Origin of the sequence: Neomegalonema sp., from assembly GCF_028688855.1 — a bacterium.
Taxonomy (GTDB): domain Bacteria; phylum Pseudomonadota; class Alphaproteobacteria; order Rhodobacterales; family Rhodobacteraceae; genus Neomegalonema.
Genome location: NZ_JAQTXI010000015.1, coordinates 41,062 through 60,225 on the forward strand (window position 1 = coordinate 41,062; position 19,164 = coordinate 60,225).

At 67.7% G+C, this 19,164-nt stretch carries 12 protein-coding genes; 9 read left to right on the plus strand and 3 right to left on the minus strand.

The genetic code is table 11. The features are described from left to right. Nucleotides 1-13: 13 nt before the first annotated feature. Nucleotides 14-3,988, plus strand: coding sequence for a hypothetical protein (locus PHN62_RS12080; RefSeq protein WP_300150962.1), 3,975 nt, complete (start codon nt 14-16; stop codon nt 3,986-3,988). Between the two features lie 78 nt (nt 3,989-4,066). Here PHN62_RS12080 and pdxY read toward each other — a convergent pair whose 3' ends face one another. The 3 genes from pdxY to PHN62_RS12095 form a co-directional block, all read right to left on the minus strand. Then, nucleotides 4,067-4,882 (minus strand): pyridoxal kinase, encoded by an 816-nt coding sequence (pdxY, locus tag PHN62_RS12085; RefSeq protein WP_300150965.1) that lies wholly within the window; start codon nt 4,880-4,882, stop codon nt 4,067-4,069. Continuing rightward, nucleotides 4,882-5,679 (minus strand): YggS family pyridoxal phosphate-dependent enzyme, encoded by a 798-nt coding sequence (locus PHN62_RS12090; protein ID WP_300150967.1) that lies wholly within the window; start codon nt 5,677-5,679, stop codon nt 4,882-4,884. Before PHN62_RS12090 ends, pdxY begins: the two co-directional genes overlap by 1 nt. Nucleotides 5,680-5,912: 233 nt before the next feature. Further along, nucleotides 5,913-8,195, minus strand: coding sequence for a heavy metal translocating P-type ATPase (locus PHN62_RS12095; RefSeq protein WP_300150969.1), 2,283 nt, complete (start codon nt 8,193-8,195; stop codon nt 5,913-5,915). Nucleotides 8,196-8,283: 88 nt separating this feature from the next. On the opposite strand from PHN62_RS12095, the gene PHN62_RS12100 reads away from it, so the two are divergent. The 8 genes from PHN62_RS12100 (at nt 8,284) to PHN62_RS12135 (ending at nt 19,134) form a co-directional block, all read left to right on the plus strand. Beyond that, complete coding sequence (locus tag PHN62_RS12100; protein ID WP_300150972.1) at nt 8,284-8,718, plus strand: helix-turn-helix domain-containing protein; 435 nt, start codon at nt 8,284-8,286, stop codon at nt 8,716-8,718. 116 nt (nt 8,719-8,834) lie between these two features. Continuing rightward, a complete protein-coding gene (locus PHN62_RS12105) occupies nt 8,835-9,728 on the plus strand; it encodes an MBL fold metallo-hydrolase (RefSeq protein WP_300150975.1) in 894 nt (297 codons plus the stop codon). Between the two features lie 7 nt (nt 9,729-9,735). Then, complete coding sequence (locus PHN62_RS12110; RefSeq protein WP_300150977.1) at nt 9,736-11,499, plus strand: SulP family inorganic anion transporter; 1,764 nt, start codon at nt 9,736-9,738, stop codon at nt 11,497-11,499. 97 nt (nt 11,500-11,596) lie between these two features. Then, the gene (locus PHN62_RS12115) at nt 11,597-11,800 is read left to right on the plus strand and encodes a DUF2892 domain-containing protein (protein ID WP_300150980.1); all 204 of its coding nucleotides are present in this window, start codon (nt 11,597-11,599) and stop codon (nt 11,798-11,800) included. Then, complete coding sequence (locus PHN62_RS12120) at nt 11,800-12,168, plus strand: metalloregulator ArsR/SmtB family transcription factor (protein ID WP_300150983.1); 369 nt, start codon at nt 11,800-11,802, stop codon at nt 12,166-12,168. Before PHN62_RS12115 ends, PHN62_RS12120 begins: the two co-directional genes overlap by 1 nt. Further along, a complete protein-coding gene (locus PHN62_RS12125; protein ID WP_300150986.1) occupies nt 12,165-12,587 on the plus strand; it encodes a YeeE/YedE family protein in 423 nt (140 codons plus the stop codon). Before PHN62_RS12120 ends, PHN62_RS12125 begins: the two co-directional genes overlap by 4 nt. A gap of 1 nt (nt 12,588) precedes the next feature. After that, on the plus strand, nt 12,589-13,029 hold the full coding sequence (locus PHN62_RS12130; RefSeq protein ID WP_300150988.1) for a DUF6691 family protein: 441 nt from the start codon (nt 12,589-12,591) through the stop codon (nt 13,027-13,029). A gap of 360 nt (nt 13,030-13,389) precedes the next feature. After that, complete coding sequence (locus tag PHN62_RS12135; protein ID WP_300150990.1) at nt 13,390-19,134, plus strand: hypothetical protein; 5,745 nt, start codon at nt 13,390-13,392, stop codon at nt 19,132-19,134. Nucleotides 19,135-19,164: the final 30 nt, after the last annotated feature.

Here is a 19,164-nt window from a genome sequence, read left to right on the forward strand (position 1 = left end):
AAGGGGGCGCTCCATGGCCAAGATCGTCGTCAAAGGCGCCCGGATCGCCCTCAGGCCGAGCGGGGCGTGGAGCTGGTCGCCGCAGGCGGGCGAAGACCTCCTGATCGAGATCTCCGAAGCCGGAACGCCGGTCTCCGTGGGACAGGCCGCCGCCCCGCTGGCGAGCGCCGTTCTGGACGCCATCCGGCGGGAGGTCAGGGGGAAGGCCTATCATCATCTGCCGCAAGCGGCTTCCGGCAAGGTCGCTGCCGTGGACGCGACCTTGGATTCCGGAACGGAAACCGCCAGAATCAAGGTGGCGGAGACCGCGCTCGCGACCGACGCCACGACCGGCCGCTTCAAGATCTTCGTCGGTCAGCCTTCGGTGTTGGCGACGCCGACGGGGCCGGTCAGCGACCTCCAGACGATGCATGCGGGGACCTGGCGGATCGTCGATCCGAAACAGCGCCTGCTCTCAGAAGCGGAGAAAGATCCCGCAGCCCGGAGCGCGCCTTCGGCCGCCGCCCCCGTCCGAGCCGGGAGCCCCCCCACGCCCGAGCAGGAGGAGCCCGGGGAGGAGGAGCCCGGGGAGGAGGGGGAGCCGAAAACAGCGTTGCGGCTGCTGCTCTCGCTGACGGCGGGCGAAGACGAGCCGGGGAGGGAGGCCTCCCTCGGTCCGGAGCCGTTCTGGTCGGCGGGCGGCGCAAGGGATCCCCTCGCGGCGCTTCTGCAGGAGATGCGCCGCGCTGCGGAGGGCGATCTCCTCGGGCTCTGGGGCTCCGTCCTTCTGAGGGAGCAGGCGCGTCTGCGGATCGAGATCCGGATCGCCCAACCCCAGGGCGCAGGAGGTCTGGCGGGCCGGTTCCATCGCGACGTCCGGGCCTCGGATCTTCTGGAGCGCGACGCCAAAGGCGTGGCGCGCCCTGCGCAGACGCCCCTGTCGGCGGCTCTGGAGGCTGTCGAGCTCGACCCGGCGGCTCCGGTCTGGATGAAGGTCTGGAGCCATGTCGTCACGGCACAGGATTCCTCTCTGGGTCTGGCGCGCATCGGCCTGACCTCGCATTTCGCGCCGCCGGACCAGAAAACCGTCATCGTCGCCCCGCCGACGCCCTCGGGCCGCGCGAGGATCACGACGCCGGGAATCGCCAGATCGGGAAAGAACGCGCCTCCCGGAATCGCGAAGCCCTCTCCGGGCGTCCGCTTCGTCAAGGAGGCGGAGATCTTCGGCGACGACGAAGCGGGACGCGCCGAACGGCTGATCGAGGCCCTGCCGGAAGGCGAAGGATGGATCCGTTTCGACTCGCTCCCCGACCCCGAGCCGGACGCGCGGGATTGGAGCCGGATCCGTCCGGCGCTGAAGCGCGCCTTCGTCATCAGCGAGATCCGGGACGAGAAGAAACGCCGCATCCGCCAGTGCGAGCCTCTTCCGGTGAAGCTGGCGGCGGAAAGCCCTCGTCTTCTGGCCCTCGCCGCTGCGGCGCGCGCTCTGGCGGAGCCCTATGAGCGGCTGCGGCGAAGCCATGACCAGCGCCTGGAGCGGGCCAATCTGGCCATGCTGCTCTGTCAGATGCAGCGCACCCGCAGCCTGGCCTCCACCGCCGTGAGCGAAGTCCTGGCCGGGCCCTTCAAGGAGCCGGACGCCCTGCTGGGGCGCTTCGAGGATCCCGAGGCGCGGGATCTCTCGAAGAAGTCGGGCGGCTTCATCCGCCTCGGCTCTCTGGAATGGGGCTCGGCGATCAGCGCGCCTCGTCTCTATCTGGCGCTTCACGCCGCGGATCTGCTGGAGCAGGGCCTGGCCTTCGGCGAGCCCGCCAGACGGTTCTTCTCCCTTCTCGCCGATCCCGCCACCGTCGCGGAGCAGGAGGCCGCGCGTCTGCGGCTCGGGCCTGCGGCGCTGGACTGGGCCAACTCCCTGTCCGAAGACGCGAAGCCCGGAGCTCTGGAGGCCGAGGACGCGAGCCAGGAGGAAAGCCGTCTGATCTGGCTTGCGCAGCTTCTGCGGCAACTGGAGCCCTCATGGTCGGCGCAGGCCTCGGCGGCGGCCTTCGGCGGCGAGATCGCCATGACGCTCAAGGGGATCGACGACCATCTCGCCCAGATGGCCGCCGTGCTGAGCGCAGGCTCCTTCTCGGAAAGGGCGCTCTGCGGCGAGCAGGCGCCCCGTCTTCTGACGAACGAGATCAGGAGGGCGCTGAACCTGGCGCTCGTCGAGCAGGGCGGATTTCAGGATCTGGCGGGGCTGATGGCCTATGCGCCGCTTCTGACCTTGATCAGGGATCCGGCGCAGGAAGGCCTGCAGAACGCGCTGCGTTTCAAATCCGCGCCCGGCGTCGTGCGCAAGATTCTGGAATGGCCGGAGCGGATGCTGCGGACCATCCTGGGGCTTGAGCGCAAGGAAGGATTCCAGCTGCTGCGGAGCGAGCGGTTCCAGGCCGCCTTGTTCTACATGCTGGCCTCCGGCTCCCACGAGGTCCGCAGTTGCGTCCAGAAGACGGCGGTGAGCCTGCTCCGCATCCGGATTCCCGGTTCGGACGCCCTGGAGAGCGAAAACATCGTCTGGTTCTCCTACGCCTTCGAGAAGACCCAGAAGTCTACGAAAGTCTCGGGGGAGAACTGGAGCTTCAGGGAGACGCGCCAGACTTTCTCCGCATCGATCGAGGTCAGCCTCCGGGGAGACGGGCTTGAGGCGAGTTCGACGAAGTTCGACCGCGCGCTCGACGGGTTCGGTCTGGCCTTCGCCGCGATGGGTCTGCTGCGCCGGATGACGGACGACGGCGCCAGGGACATGCTCGCCGAGATGGGAGAAGGCTTCGGAGAGATCGTGGCCATTCTGGAGATCTCCACGAATCGTCTGGGCGTCCGCGCGATCTCCTTCGGCGCGGACGTCTTCGGAGTCAGGGTCTCGCCGGCTCTGGCGAAAGGGGCGGCCAGGCTCATGGCGCAGCGGCTCTCCTTCGTGGGCGACGCCGTGGGAGTCGCCGTCAGCAGTTACAGGATCTGGAGGGACATCGGAGAAAAGCCCCTGTCCGATCTGTCCGTGGACATCCTCTCCGTGATCTCCAGCGGCGCGGGACTCGCCTCCTTCGTGTTGCTCGCCGCCGGAGGCCCCCTGTTCGGGATTCTCCTGACCATCTCTCTGGTGGTGGGGGCGGCTGCGCTGGTGACGGAAGTCTTCCAGGACGACCATGTTCCGGACGACGTCCAGAACTGCCTCGACGTCTTGCGGCGGCATGTGGGGGAGAGCTCCTTCGGGCGCAGCAATTTCCAGCCGCAGACGAAGCAGCCTGCGCGCGAATGGAGGGCTTCGACATCCCCCTTCATCGCCAACAAGATCCTGCGCCCCTCTCAGGAGGAGGAGGAATGGCTCGCGCGGGTGCTGGAGGCGCCGGATCGTCGGTCTGGAGACAACCTGAAGGGGCTCGCCTTCGCGACCGCCGCTCTGGAGACGAGAATCGAGCCCGCCGTCTTCAGGATCAACTTCACCGAGCGCCTGACCGAAAGCTTCCGCAACCTGACTCCGGAGACTTGCGGGAGCTGGCTCTCCCTGCCTCTCTCGATGCTCTGCGGGATCTCCGACCCCGTGATCCTCCTGCCTTATGGAGAGAAGGGCGAGGCGTCGATGCGGTTGCGCCTTCGCGGGTGGATCCACGAAGGCAAACTGCGGCTTGAAGGCGAAACCGAGGGGAGGATGCTCGGCGGCGGTTTCGGGATGCGGACAGCCTTCGCCGCTCCGACCTCGCAGGAGAAGGGTGCGCCCCTTGGAGCCCTCATCCTGCTGAATCGGGGAGCTTTCAGGAAGAAGGTCCAGATCGACATTCCTTTGGACAAGAGGACCCAAAGAGAGGTGCGGCTCTATCTCGCCTTGATGGATCCGGGCGAGGCGCGCGCCGAGATCCGGCTCCCGAGCGGCGGGACCGAAACCCTGTCGCGCCGAGAGCGGCATGATGTGAGCGCACAGGCCTTCTCGGTCTCGATCATCCCGAGGGGCGCCTATATCTCCGAGGCCTAGAGGCTGTCTGCACCTGATGGTTTCCGGCGCGGAAGCCGCCGCATGCATGGCGCGCGGGGCGACCTCCGGCGCCTCCCCTCAGGGGTTCGAGGCGAAGGGAAAGCCGATGATCCGCATCTCTTCGGTTCCGGCGGCCCGGGTGCGCTCGAGAACGGCGTGGATCTCCGCCGTGGCCCGGGCGGCCGCCTCCGCCAGCGGAACTCCGCAGGCCAGACGCGCGACCAGCAATCCGGTGAAGAGATCCCCCGTGCCGCAAGGCCGGATCAGCAGCCGCTCGACCGAAGTGCGGGAGATCTCGCCAGCCGACCAGGCCACCGACTCCACATGGCCCGGAACGCCCTCCTCCAGCACGCAGCCCGTCACGACCGCGTCGATCTCCCGGCCGAAGGCGCGCATCGCCGTCCTGATCCCGGAGAGGCTCCGCGCCCTTTCCCCCGTGAGCAGCTCCAGTTCGTACTGATTGGGCGTGATCAGCGAAGCGAGCGGAACCAGACGTTCGCGGAAGACGGAGATCAGCTCCTCCTTCACGAAGGCCCCGAGGTCGTCGTCCCCCATGACCGGATCGCAGACATGCCGGATCTCCGGATGCCTCAGCCGCGCCCGCAGGATGAATTCGCTCACCACATGGGCCGTTTCCGGAGAGCCCAGATAGCCGCTCAGGATGATCGCGTCCCCGTCGACGAGCCCGCGCTCCTCGACGCCGCGCAGCAGATCCGCCACCAGATCCGCAGGCAGGATCCGCCCGCGCATGGTCGGATAATGCGGATGATTCGACAGAAGCGCCGTCGGCACGGCCACGACCTCGACCCCCTTCGCCTGCATCGGAAAGACGGCGGCGCTGTTGCCCACATGGCCCCAGGACACCTGACTCTGAATCGAAATGACGCGCTTCATCATGTCTCCGCAAATCCCGGCCAGTATCGGGCGTCCGGCGTCGGGCGCCGGCCGAAGATCGCCTGCCCGACGCGGATCACCGTGGCGCCCTCGGCGACGGCCTCCTCGAAATCTCCCGACATGCCCATGGACAGCTCCGTCAGGCCCGGACGCCCCCGCCGCGCGGCCTCGCCCAGTTCGCGCAGCCGCACGAAACAGGGACGCACCTTCGCCAGGTCGGCGCTGAACAGCGCGAGCGTCATCAGCCCTCTGGGCCGCAGCCGCGGAAAGCGGTCGAGCTGGTCCAGGAAGTCGGGCAGCTCTCCGGGCGACAGGCCGAACTTGCTCTCCTCTCCGGAGACGTTGACCTGCACGAAGACGTCCAGATCCCGCCCTTGCTCCTCCAGACGCCGGTCGAGGGCCTCGGCCAGCCTCAGGCTGTCGAGGGCGTGGAGCTCCCGGGCGAAGAGGGCGAGCGGCTTCGTCTTGTTGGTCTGGAGATGCCCGACGATGCTCCAGTCCACATCGAGATCCCCGAGAAGCTCCCGTTTGCCGACCGCCTCCTGGATCCGGTTCTCGGCGAAGGCGCGCAGCCCCGCCGCATGGGCCAGACGCAGGACATGCGCCGGAACGGTCTTGGAGACCGGCAGAAGCCGCACCTCCTCGCGGGCTCTTCCGGCCCGCGCGCAGGCCGTCGAGATGCGGGCTTCGAGATGCGCGAGGTTTTCGGCGAAACGCGCCTGCGGATCCTCCCCGAAGCGGAGGACCTCCTCGGGCGACAGACCGGCGGCTCCGGCGGGGGTCGCGGCCGCGCTCACGGGCGCCGGCTCCCGAAGGGCGACGGGAGGGCCGACGGGGCCTCTGAGCCTGGCGTCCTCTGCGCGCCGTCTCGGGTCATGGGAAGAGCCTCCTGCGATTCAGACGTGTCCGGCGCCATGCTGGCTCGCCCGGAAGGGTCCGTCGAGAGATATTTTCCCGACCCGGCGGCTTTGCGGCCGACGGAGCCCGGCGAGAGGGGCCTCGTATCCGGAAGATCCGCCCTCCGCGGCCTTCAGCCTCCCTCCTTCGCGGGATCGAAGCGCAGCAGGCGCAGGGCGTTGAGCGTCACGAGGACGGTGGCGCCGGTGTCCGCGAGGATCGCGATCCAGAGCCCCGTGATCCCGAGGATCGAGGTGACGAGGAAGACCGCCTTCAGCCCCAGCGCGACCGCCACGTTCTGACGGATGTTCGCCATGGCCGCCCGCGCCAGACGGATCAGCGCCGGAGCGTCGGTCACGCGGTCGCGGAGGATGGCGGCGTCGGCGGTCTCCAGGGCGACGTCGGTTCCCGAGCCCATCGCCACACCGACGCTCGCCTGCTTCAGCGCCGGAGCGTCGTTCACGCCGTCGCCGATCATCATGACGCCGCCTTCGGCGCTCAGGACGCGGATGGCCTCCAGCTTGTCGGCGGGAGTCATCTCGGCGCGATGCGCCATGCCCAGAGCCTCCGCGACCGCCGCCGCCGTGCGGGGATTGTCGCCGGTCAGGATGGTCGCGCCGACGCCCAGGGCCTTGAGCTGACGCACGGCCTCGGCGGCGTCGGGGCGGGGCTCGTCGCGCATCGCGATCAGCCCGAGGGCGCGGCCCCGGCGCATCACGACCACCGCCGTCTTGCCCTCGGATTCCAGCCGCGCGGCGGCCTCGGAGCCTGCGGCGTCAAGGGCGCCCTCCTCGCGGGCGAAGCGCGGAGAGGCCACCCAGGCCGCTTCTCCCGCCACCTCGGCGAAGACGCCCTTCCCGAGGATGGCCTTCGCCTTGCGGACGGCGAGCCGTTCGGCGCCCTTCTCCTCGGCGTGGGCGAGGATCGCCTTCGCCAGAGGATGCGAGGACCCTTTCTCCACCGCCGCCGCCACCGCGAGGACTTCAGCCTCGTCGCCGCCGGGGAAGGCCGAGAGGTCGGTCACGCGCGGGCGGCCATGGGTCAGGGTGCCGGTCTTGTCGAAGGCGACGCTCCGGACCGTGGCGGCGGCCTCGATCACGGCGCCGCCCTTCATGAGGAGGCCCCGCCGCGCCCCCGCCGAGAGCGCCGAGGCGATGGAGGCCGGAACCGAGATCACCAGAGCGCAGGGGCATCCGATGAGCAGCAGCGCCAGCCCGCGATAGGTCCAGACCTCCCAGGATTGCCCGAAGAGCAGCGGCGGAACGAGGATCACGAGCGCCGAAAGCCCCACGACGGCGGGCATGTACCAGCGCGAGAAGCGGTCGATGAAGCGTTCCGTGGGAGCGCGGGCCTCCTCGGCCTCCTCGACGAGCCGGATGATGCGCGCAATGGTGTTGTCGGCCGCGGTCTTCGTCACCCGGATGCGCAGGGCGGCTTCGGCGTTGATGGAGCCCGCGAAGACGGAATCTCCGGGGCCGCGCGTCACGGGGACGCTCTCGCCGGTCACGGGGCTTTCATCCACGCCGGACGTCCCTTCGAGGATCTCGCCATCCGCCGGGATGCGGTCGCCGGGACGCGTCAGCACGATCTGTCCGGGCGCGAGGCTCCCGGCGGGGACTTCGCGGAGGGCGCCGCCCTCGCCCTCCAGCAGGGCGGTTTTCGGCGCCAGAGCCGCCAGAGCCCGGATGCCGTCGCGCGCCTTGCCCGCCGCCACGCCCTCCAGCACCTCGCCCACCGCGAAGAGGAAGACCACGAGGGCGGCCTCCTCGGCGGCGTCGATGAACAGCGCCCCCACCGCCGCGAGAGTCATCAGGCTTTCGATGGTGAAGGGCTGGCCCATGCGCAGCGCCGCGAAGGCGCGTTTCGCCACCGGCGCCAGCCCGATCAGACAGGCCGCCGTGAAGGCCCAGCGCCCCAGCTCCGCCGAGGTCAGAAGCTCGAAGATCCATGCGGCGGCCAGCAGCGCGCCGGTGAAGATCACCAGCCGGCCCTTCGAGGTCTCGAACCAGCGCTTGCCCCGATCCGCCGGATCGTCATGGACATGGCCGGGCGCGCCATGGCCGGAGGCGGCGGTTTTCGGGGCGTGATCATGGCCTTCGTGATCATGGCCTTCGTGGTCATGGTCGTGGTCGCCGTGATCATGGTCCTGGCGGCGCTCGGGGGATCCGGCGGCTTGGGCGCGGGGCTCCAGGGCGTAGCCGAGGGCCCTGACGGCCGCCTCCACCTCGGCGCGCGAGGTCGCCGATTCGTCGAGCCTCAGCCTGAGCCGCTCCGAGATCACGCCGACCGAAACCTCCCGCACGCCCGGCAGACGCTCGACGGCGCCCTGGATCTTCGCGGCGCAGGAGGCGCAATCCATGCCGCGCAGCGTCCATTCGCAGGCCGTCCGGTCCGCGCCTTCTCCGATCTCGTCCATGAGTCTCCACCTTCCGCCAGAGGGGCGATCGCCTTGCCGCGCAGAGGGCTAATCCCTATAGCGGCTAGAGCTTCAAGAGGATTCGCACATGTCGACCATCGGAAGACTCGGCGCGGCGGCGGGCGTGAAGGTCCCCACCATCCGTTATTACGAGAAGATCGGCCTTCTGCCGGAGGCTCCGCGCAGCGAAGGCGGACAAAGGATCTATGACCGCAAGGCCCTGAACCGGCTGAGGTTCATCCGCCATGCGCGCGACCTCGGCTTTCCTCTGGAGGCGATCCGGGATCTTCTGGAGCTTTCGGATCAGCCGCACAGCTCCTGCGCGGCGGCCGACGGCGTCGCGCGGGCGCAGCTGTCCGCCGTCAAGACCCGCATCCTGCGTCTGAAGGCGCTGGAATCGGAGCTGGAGCGCATGATCGCCGAATGCGCCCATGGCGTCATCGCGGATTGCCGGGTGATCGAGGTGCTGGGCGACCACAGCCTCTGCGGCCATGAGCATCATCCCGAAGCCGGGACGCTCTGACAGCCGACGCCTCCAGACCGCGAAAAAATGATTGCGTTATTTTGCAATCATAATTACGAAACTCACAGCGAGGCCCTCGGAAGCGAGGCTCCGAGAATCGCCGCCCCGGAACCCGGATGAAGGAACCCCAGATGTCGCACAAGCCGGAAGTCGCCGCCTTCTTCGATCCGCGGACCTGGTCGCTGCAATATGTCGTGGCCGATCCCGAGACGAAGGCCTGCGCGATCATCGACCCGGTCCAGGACTTCGACGAGAAATCCGGCCAGACCGCCGCCCGCCACGCCGACCGCATCCTCGCCTACGTGGCGGAGAAGGGCTATCGGGTGGAGTGGATCCTCGACACCCATCCCCATGCGGATCATTTCTCGGCGGCCTCCTGGCTCAAGGCGAGGACCGGCGCCCGCACCGCCATCGGCGAGAAGGTGGTGGAGGTCCAGAAGCTCTGGAAGGGCTTCTACAACTGGCCCGACTTCCCCGCCGACGGCTCGCAATGGGACAAGCTCTTCGCGGCGGGCGAGCGCTTCAGGGTCGGGAATCTCGACGGCTTCGTGATGTTCTCGCCGGGCCATACGCTGGCCTCGATCACCTATGTGATCGGCGACGCGGCCTTCGTCCATGACACGCTCTTCATGCCCGACAGCGGCGCCGCCCGCGCCGACTTCCCCGGCGGAGACGCCCGCGCGCTCTGGCGTTCGATCCGGGAGATCCTCGCCCTTCCCGACGAGACCCGCCTCTTCACCGGCCACGACTATCAGCCCGAGGGGCGCGAAGTCCTGTGGGAATCGACCGTCGCCGAGCAGAAGGCGAAGAACGTCATGGTCGCGGGCAAGACCGAAGCGGAGTTCGTCGCCCTGCGCGAGGCCCGCGACAAGACCCTGCCCATGCCGAGGCTGATCCTGCATGCGCTCCAGATCAACATGAACGGCGGACGCCTGCCGGAGCCCGAATCCAACGGACGACGCTACCTCAAGATTCCGCTCGACCTGCTGAACGCCTCCCCCTGGGAGTGACCGCGCCATGAGTCCCGCCCGCCTCCTCGCCGCCCTCCGCCGTCCGCCGATCCTCGGGTGGGGCCGCGCCTACGACCGCGCCGCCCTGACGGACGATCTCCTTGCGGCGGTCATCGTGACGATCATGCTGATTCCGCAATCCCTGGCCTACGCCATGCTGGCGGGCCTGCCGCCGGAGGTCGGGCTTTACGCCTCGATCCTGCCTCTGGTCGCCTATGCGGTCTTCGGCGGCAGCCGGACTCTGGCGGTGGGTCCGGTGGCGGTGATCTCCCTGATGACCGCGGCCAGCCTCGGGCAGCTCGCGACTCAAGGGACGCCGGAGCATCTTGCGGCGGCGGCTCTTCTGGCGCTGCTCTCGGGAGGGATGCTGGTGCTGATGGGCCTGCTGCGGCTGGGCTTCCTCGCCAATTTCCTGAGCCATCCGGTGATTTCGGGCTTCATCACGGCTTCGGGGCTGCTGATCGCGGCCGGACAGCTGCGTCATCTGCTCGGCGTTCCGGGCGGCGGCGAGGCCCTGCCGCAGATCCTGACGTCTCTGGCGCGCTCGGCGGGGAGCCTCAATCCCTACGCCCTCGGGATCGGCCTCGGGACGCTCGGCTTCCTGACCTTCGCCCGGCTGAGGCTCAAGCCCCTGCTGACCCGACGGGGAGTCCCCGCGCGCGTCGCCGACATGGCCGCCAGGACCGCGCCGATCCTTTCGGTGGCCGCCGCGATCCTGCTGACGACCGCCTTCGACCTCGGGGCGAAAGGGCTGGCTCTGGTCGGGGCGGTGCCTCGGGGCCTGCCGCCGCTCGGCTGGCCGGAGGCCTCCATGGATCTGGCGCTGAAGCTTCTGGCGCCCGCCCTCCTGATCAGCGTGATCGGCTTCGTGGAGTCGGTTTCGGTGGCCCGGACCCTCGCGGCCAGACGCCGCCAGCGCATCGAGCCCGATCAGGAGCTGATCGGCCTCGGCGCGGCCAATCTCGCGGCGGGGCTCTCCTCGGGCTATCCGGTGACGGGGGGCTTCGCGCGCTCGGTGGTGAATTTCGACGCCGGAGCCCGCACGCCGGCCGCCGGAGCCTTCACCGCGCTCGGCATCGCGGGCGCGACGCTCTGGCTGACGCCGCTTCTGGCGAATCTGCCTCAGGCGGTGCTGGCGGCGACCATCGTGGTGGCGGTGCTGTCGCTGGTGGACTTCAAGGCCCTGCGTCATGTCTGGGCCTATTCCAGGACCGATTTCTCGGCCATGGCCGCCACGATCCTCGTGACGCTGCTCTGGGGCGTGGAGCCGGGGGTGGTCTCGGGGGTGGCGCTGTCGCTGCTGCTGCATCTCCAGCGGACCAGCAAGCCGCACATGGCGGTGGTGGGGCGAGTGCCGGGCTCGGAGCATTTCCGCAACGTCGAGCGCCATCGGGTGGTGACCAGTCCGCATGTCCTGACGCTGCGGGTGGATGAGAGCCTCTATTTCGCCAACAGCCGCGCTCTGGAGGACAGGATTCTCGGCCTGGTCGCCGAGCGGCCCGAGATCCGTCATGTGGTGCTGATGTGTTCGGCGGTGAACGCCATCGACGCCAGCGCGCTCGACAGCCTCGAAGCGATCAACCACCGGCTCGGGGAGGCGGGCGTGAGCTTCCACCTCAGCGAGGTGAAGGGGCCGGTCATGGACCGCCTGAACCGCTCGGATTTCCTCGGGAATCTGAGCGGGCGGGTGTTCCTCAGCCAGTATGAAGCCGCGACCGCGCTGGAGGGCGAGGCCGCCGACCAGATCCGGAAACCGGAATACGTCATCTAGATCCCGGAATTGCGAAAGATCGCAATCGAATTATCCTTCTCAACCCAGGACGCGCCTCGGGGCCAGCCCCGCCGCCGCGTCGCTCAAGGAGACTGCCATGAAGAAGAACGTCGGCGGAATCGACCGGATGCTGCGAATCCTGCTCGGTCTGGCGCTGCTCTCGCTGCTGACGCTGCTGGAGGGCCCGGCCCGCTGGTTGGGGCTGATCGGATTCATCCCGCTGGGGACGGCGCTGTTCTCCTATTGCCCGCTCTATCGGATCTTCGGCTTCGACACCTGCCCTCTGAAGAAGGATTCCTGATGCCCCTGCTCTCGTCCGACGGCGCTGTCTTCCTCGCGTCGGGGCCCTCCCCCGACGCGGAGGCCATGCGCGCCCATGTCGGGGAGGCTTCGGCCTTCCTGAAGAAGCTCTCCAATCCGGATCGCCTGATGGTCTGTTGCGCGCTCGTGGGGGGCGAGCTTTCCGTGCGCGCTCTGGAGGATCTTCTGGGCATCCGTCAGCCGGGACTTTCGCAGCAGCTGGCCGAACTCCGGGAGGCGGGCCTGATCGAGGGCCGCAAGGAGGGACGCCAGATCTTCTATCGCCTCGCGGATCCGCGCGTGGCGGAGTTCATGTCCACGATGCACCGGCTGTTCTGCGCGGGGCCGGAGAATGGAGAGGCCTCATGACGGAGTTCACGCCCCTCGAGTCCCTTGCGGGAGGCGCCCTGATCGGTCTGGCGGTGGTGCTGCTGATGGCGCTGCATGGCCGGATCGCCGGGCTTTCGGGGATTCTGGCGGGGGTCCTGCCGCCCGCCGCTTCGGATTGGCCCTGGCGCGCGGCCTTTCTGGCGGGCGCCGTGGCGGCGCCGGTCCTGCTCGGGCTCTTCTGGACGCCCGATTTCTCCAGCCCCACGCCGCGCGCCTGGTTGATTCCGGGCGGCGTGCTGGTGGGAATCGGAGTCTTCTTCGGCTCGGGCTGCACCTCGGGACACGGGATCTGCGGCAACGCGCGGCTTTCGGTCCGCTCGATCGCGGCCACCCTGACCTTCATGGCGACGGCGGGGCTCACGGTCTACCTCGTCCGCCACGTCTTCGGAGGCTTCTGAGATGGAGCGTTTTCTCTCGCCCTTCCTGATCGGACTGATCTTCGGCGCGGGCATCGCGGTTTCGGGGATGATCAACCCGGCCAAGGTGCTGAACTTCTTCGACGTCGCCGGAACATGGGATCCTTCGCTCGCCTTCGTGATGGGCGGCGCCCTGATCGTGACGTTCATCGGCTACCGGCTGGCGTTGAAGCAGCCCGGCCCGATCTTCGGCGGAGGCTTCCAGCTGCCGACCCGCAAGGAGATCGACCGTCCTCTGGTGATCGGCTCGGCGATCTTCGGGATCGGCTGGGGCGTGGCGGGCTTCTGCCCCGGGGCCTCGATTCCGGCGCTGGGGCTGTTCCAGCCGGACGCCTGTGTCTTCGTCGCCTCGATGATCGCGGGCATCCTGATCGCCCGCGCCATCCGCAGGAGCCTCGACGCCCGGCGCGCCCTTCAGGCGTGAGGTCGGCGCGATTCCGGCGCGAGTCTGGCGCGCCCCCGGCGCGGACGGATTTCCGGATCACGTTCGCGCTCTGCGTCGCGCCGTCGCAGCGCGGCGTCGGGGATGGACGCGGAGACCTCCGGAACCGGCTTCCGGCCCGCCCTGAGGCGCATCCGGGAAAAATCATGTCCTTGCGCTTCAGGATTGAAGCGCAAGACGGAAAGACCTTCGCTATTTTCAAACCGGCTCTCAAGGCCTACAAGCCTGGTGATGGATCTTCGTTCAGGGTCAACAGGGCTTTCGATGTCTCAAGAGAATGGCGTGCAGCGTTCCCAGGAAATCGATTCCCAGGCTTCCGCGCAAGCGGGAAGGATCGATCTCATGGCCATAAGCCTGGCGGGCCAGGAGAGCGAAGCGGCGGCGGAGCGGGCGGCGCGGGCCTTCATCGCCGACTTCGTCACGCAGGGGGAGTTTTTCCCGTCGAACACGCCCCATGGCGAGATCAGCGTCCTTCTGAAGGCCCCTCTCCTGAGAGGTGAGGTGACGCTGGAGAAATGGATCGAGCTTCTGATCCAGAACCACCGTCCATCCGCGGAGAAGCTGCAGCCTCTCGTCCGGCTTCTGGAGAGCGTCGGCCGCCATGCGGAGGCGCGCGACATTCTGGGCGCGCTCTGGCGCGCCGGCGTGAACCGGGTCGAGAACCTGCACCTCTATCTGTCTGCGGAGTTGAGAGCCTCGGGCCCGGGCCTGGTCCTCCGGATCCTGGGCGAGATCCTCCCGGTCAAGGCGAGCTTCCTCGCTCTGGCGAAGGAGATCCTGGCGCATCCCGAAACCTCTCGCCGGCTCGACGAGGCCTCGACGGCGCTGCTCGTCCGGCTTCATGCGGCGGATCAGGACGCGCCCGCCCCCATGCGCAAGAAGCTGTCGGCGCTTCTGGGCGAGAGGGCGAAGAGCTTCACGCCTGCGGATCTGGCCTTGCTCGCCATCGAGACGGATCAGAGCCTCGACGGCCTCGCCGAGCGGATCCGGGGCGCGGAGGCGCCGGACAACGCAGCCTTGTGGAGCGCGGCGCGCAAGCTTCTGGGCGGCGTCCAGAAGATCTCCGCCTCCGCCAGTCCGCAGGTTCTCCAGAAAGCCTGGCGCGAGAACGCCGATCCCCTCTCGCGGCGGCTTCTGACGACGGCCTTCCGCTTTCACGGGGTCTGGCCGCTTGAAGAGCTGTTCACGTCTCAGCTGGGGACGGTCGCGACGGAGGCGCCGCCGAAAACCGAAGGAGGGCTGCTGATCGTCTCCACCGGCGCGCTGCCCGAGGCATTTCTCGCGGATCTGCGGGGCGCTCAATCCAGATCGCTGCATCTCTCCATGAATCCTCGTCATGGAGAGATCAGCATGAACGACATCATGGTCGCCCACAACAGCTCTGGCGATCATGAGGCCAGCCATGACGCCGAAGCTTTCGGCGCGCGCATGGCCGACGCCGCCCTCCAGGGCGTCGATCCGGAGCTGCGCAGCATCTGGGCGCTGTCTCTGGCCGACCGCATGTTCGGCCATTTCAAGCGCGCGCGCTCCTTCGGAGAGTTCCTGCGCCGCGAAGCCCATGATCAGGCGCTCGTCGTGCTGCAGAGGGGCGACTGGCTCCAGATGCTCGCCGTCGGCTGCGTCCTGAGCCGGAGCGGCGTGAAGGTCTGGGCGACCTGGGGTCCCCTCAATCCTCTGGGGCGCAGGAAGATCCTGACCGCTCTTCCCTGGCGGGAGGTCAGCACTCCCTTTCAGGCGCTGCTGCCTCCCGCGGGAGGGGAGCGCCGTCAGGACGAGAAGGCCCTCCATGCCTGGGCCGAGGGCGCTCTGGACCGGATCTCCGCCGCTCAGACGCCCGAGCCCGGCCCTCTGGGGCCTTTCCTCAACGAGGCCTTCCTCGGAAGGGTGGAGGCCGATTTCGCCCGGGGCGACCGTTTCCTGATGATGGCCGGCGTCGGCGATCCAAGCTATTTCGCGGCCGCCCAGGCCCTGGTCGGCCGCATGGAGGAGCGCGGGGAGGCGGTCACCCTCATCGATGCGGGCTCAGCCGGCAAACTCCCCAAGGCTCGGGAAGGCAGCATGATTCCCGGCGCGGCCCTGGAGGGAGCGCGGGAGGGGGTCGCAGCGGTCGCCGCGATCCTCGAGGAGCGCATGACCGAATTCTGCAGGAGGTTTGATCCGGCGGTCGTCCCCGTCGGCGCGTTCCTGTCTTTCGTGGGGCTGAAGCGGGTGGCGCTCACCGTCATCAAGGACTGCGCCTCCGAACTGATCGTGGCGAGGCGTCTGCTCGAGCAGGGACGCCCGAGGAAGCTGATCACGCTTCCGGGACGCGCTCCCGAAATCCGGGGCGCGACCATCCTCGCCCGACGGGCCGGGACGCCCAGCGTCGATCTTCAGGCTTTCTACATCTCGGCCCATCCGCGCTACAAGCCCAGCCTCGCCGACGCCTATTGCGCCATCACCAGCGATCAGGCCTCGCTCTACTGCAACGAAATCGGCCCTCCCGAAGGACAGCTCGTCAAGATCATGGGGTCGCTGTCGATGGAGCAGCGCCTTTCGAGCGTGCGGTCCCTCTCCGGCGCGGAGGCGCGCCGCCTGCTCGGCATGCCTCTGGACGCGCGGATCCTGCTCTTCGGCGCGCAGCATGGTTCGGGCGCGGAGGGTCAGCGCATCCTCGACCTGCTGATCGAGATGGCCGCAGGCTGGCCCGAGAACTGGCGCCTCGCGATCAAGCTGCATCCGCGGGAATCGCTGACCGCCGAGGAGAAGCTCGCCGAAAAGATCGCCGCCTCGGCCGGCGCCTCGCGGATCTCGCTCTACCGGACCCAGTCCATCTACGAGATGATCATCGCCGCCGACGTGACGGCGACCCAATTCTCGAACGTTGGCTTGGAGGCGGCGGCTCTGGGGCGGCCGGTTCTGGCGATCAACCTGACGCAGCAGGAGTACGTCATCGATCTGGCGGAGATCGGGGTGGCCGAACGGGTCTCCTCGCCCGAGGAGCTGCGCGAAAGGGCCCGGTTCTGGATGACGGCTCCGGTCGATCAGGATCGGCTCTCTCCCCGGGCGCGCGCCTATCTCGACCGGAATCCCCTCATCGGAGCCAACGGGACCGCCGATGCGATCCTGAATCTCCTCAAGGGCGAGATCCGGATTCAGGAAGGAATCCGCCCCAGACTGGCGGATCAGGGCGAGGACCATCTCTTCAGGAAGCTCGAGAGCGCCCCAAGCGAAGCCGCAGAGCCTGCGGCCGCTCCCTTCCGGACGATGGCGCTGCAGCTCCCGGATGCGGATTACGACACTCTGCTGGAGAAAGCCGCCGAGTTCAGGAAACAGAGGGATATCGGCAGCAGCATTGATCTGCTCCTGCGGGCCCATGATCTGCAGCCCTCCCCCAAACTCGCCGGGCGCATCGGCGCGGAGGCGCTGCTGATCTCCGATCTGGAGCTTGCGCGACGCATGTTCGGCGTTCAGGGCCTGACGACGAGCGGCGCCCACAAATTGGGGTCGCATGTCGATCTCCTCCGCTGCGCCCTCATCGAGGGACAGGAGGACGAAGTCGTCCGTCTCAGGGAGAGCATGCCCGTGAACTGGCGCAAGAGCGAAGCCAGGGCTCTTTCCCTCTTCACGACCGGAATCAAGGTCGAACGCCTCCACTGGATCGTCGATCTGCTGGTCGACTATCTGAATCAGGCTGATCTTCACAAGGCGTTGCCCGAGCTGCAGGACACGCTTTTCGCGCTCGCCAGCCCCGCCCAGACGAAAGCCCTGACCCAGGCCTTGTCTTCTCTTGAGGGGACCCCTGCCTCTCTGGTCCTGCTGGCCTGGTTCAAGTTGGGGGAGAAACGTCAAGGGGAAGCGATCGCGTTGCTGCAGCAGGTCGCAGAGAAGGAGCCTTCCCTGCTCGACCTGATCCCTTCCCTCTCCTCCGCCTTGCCCGTCACGCTGGATCACCTGGATGACGACGCTCCCATGAAGGAGAAGATCGAGGCCTTCACCAGCATCAAGGGCAAGCATTGCTGCGCGGTCCTCTGTTCGGGCGTCGCCCTGAGCGAGGTGCAGAGCCTGCTGTCCGAGGCGGAGGTCGTCGACGTCCTGCCGCTTTCGGATCTCCTGGCTTCGCAAACGCAAGTGGAGGCCCTGACCAAGGCCGTCGCCTCTCTGGGCAGGGACTCCAGCTTCAGGATCGTCAATCCCCTTCTGGACTATGGCGAACAGAACACCCCTCTGGCGAGTCGCCTCTCCGATGCGGCCGACCTGCTCGCCGAGGATCTGGAGGCCGGGATCGCGGCGATCAGCGACGAAGAGATCCGGAGTTTCATGAAGGAGCGTCAGGAAGCCCTGTCGCTGCAGATCAGCAGCAGCTTCTTCGGCATCCTGCGCCAGAGGGCGGCCCTGATCTCCTATCTTCGGGAGCATCAGCCGCAGAACATCGTCATCTACGCCAATTCCACCAGAACCCTTCAGGAGCTGGTCCAGGTCTTCTCCTGGATCAAGCCGGAACCGCGCATCTTCGTCGTCAACGTCTCCTCCAGAAGCAATCCTCAGGCCTGGCGGCAGGCGTTGAGCGACCTCCGGCGAGGATCCGCAGCCCCCCGGGCGGAGCCCCAGGCCGATGCGGACGTCGCGGCCTTCATCCGCCGCATCGAACCTGGATGGACAGAGGCCAGAACGCAGGCGGAGGCCTGGTCGGAAGACGTCGTCCGCCGCTTCCAGGCGTCGGAGAAGCCGCCGCTCCTGATCGCCTCCGTCAACGACCGCATCTACGGCCCCACCATCAGGACGCTCAAGAACGTCCTCAAGGAGGATTTCTCCCTGTTCTCGATCGTCGTCGGGTATTCGGGGATGGGGCTCCAGGGATCTCAGGAGAACGCCGTCCCGTCAGAGGGCTTGCTGGAATATCCCGCCGCGCCGTTCACGCCTTTCGAGCTCCAGGTCGCCAGGGCGCAGATCTCCTCCTGGCTGTCGCGATGGAGCAAGGTCGAGGAGGTTCTGAAGGATTGCGCGATGTCGCGCGAGTTTTTCACCGAGGAAGTCGCCAGGTGGCTGCCGTCCTTCCTGCGTTACACGGTGAGCCGCAACCTGCTTCTGGCCCATGGGCTGAAGGGCCTGTTCAAGACCTCGCCGCCAGCGCTCCTTCTGGCGCAGCCGACGCGCAACATTCCCAACCGCATCATCGCCCAGACGGCTCAGGATTGCGGCGTCAAGGTCGTGGAGGCGATGTCGGTCTACATGAGCCGCATGCCGCGCTATCGCCGCCCGGCGGCCGATCTCGTGCTCGCCATCGACACCTTCAGCGAAGACCTGCTGACGGGGCATTTCGGGATGTCGCCGGATCAGGTCCGCATCATCGGCTCGCTCCGTTTCGAGGAGGGGCGCCAGAGGCTGGCGCAGATCCCGACGAATCCCTTCGTCAAGCCAGGCGAGAAAACCATCATGGTCGTGACGCAGAACACGGTCCTGGACAGCAATCTCGCCATCCTGTGGCAATCCCTGAATCTCCTGCGGAAGATGAAGCTTCCGGAGATGCGCCTGGTCGTCAAGATGCACCCCGTCGAGCCGGAGCATCACGGTCTGGCTTACGCTCAGGAGATTAACCGGTTCAAGCTTCAGTCGCAGGTGCGGGTCACGCGGAACGACGACCCTTATCTTCTGGCGCAGGCCAGCACGCTCGTGGTCTCGAAATTCAGCAACCTGATTCTGGAGGCTGCGGCTCTGGGAGTGCCGGGGCTTGTGCTGGCCGAAAAGAATTCCCCCCTTCCCGTGCCTTTCGACAAGATGGGCGTGGCGATCATCGCGGAGCCTGGCGCGCCTTTCCTCAACGCCGCGCGCGACCTGATCCAGCGTGGACCGCGCTCGGCGAAACTGGAGCGCAAGCGCCGGGCTTTCTTCGAGCGGAACCCCCTGATGACGCATTTCGGCTCGGCGGAGGCCGCTCATGACGTCATTCTGGAGATGATCGGGAAGCCTGGCCGCTCCGGAGCCCATCCACATGCGGCCTCCCGCAGCAAGTCCTTTGCCGGCTGGCTGTCACGGTTGTTTCGCACCACCGCTTTTGGGGCTAAACTGAAGGCGCGACGAGATCGGGCGGTCAGGTGGAGAGAGTGACGGCGTCCAGATCTGTCGACCTGGAATCTC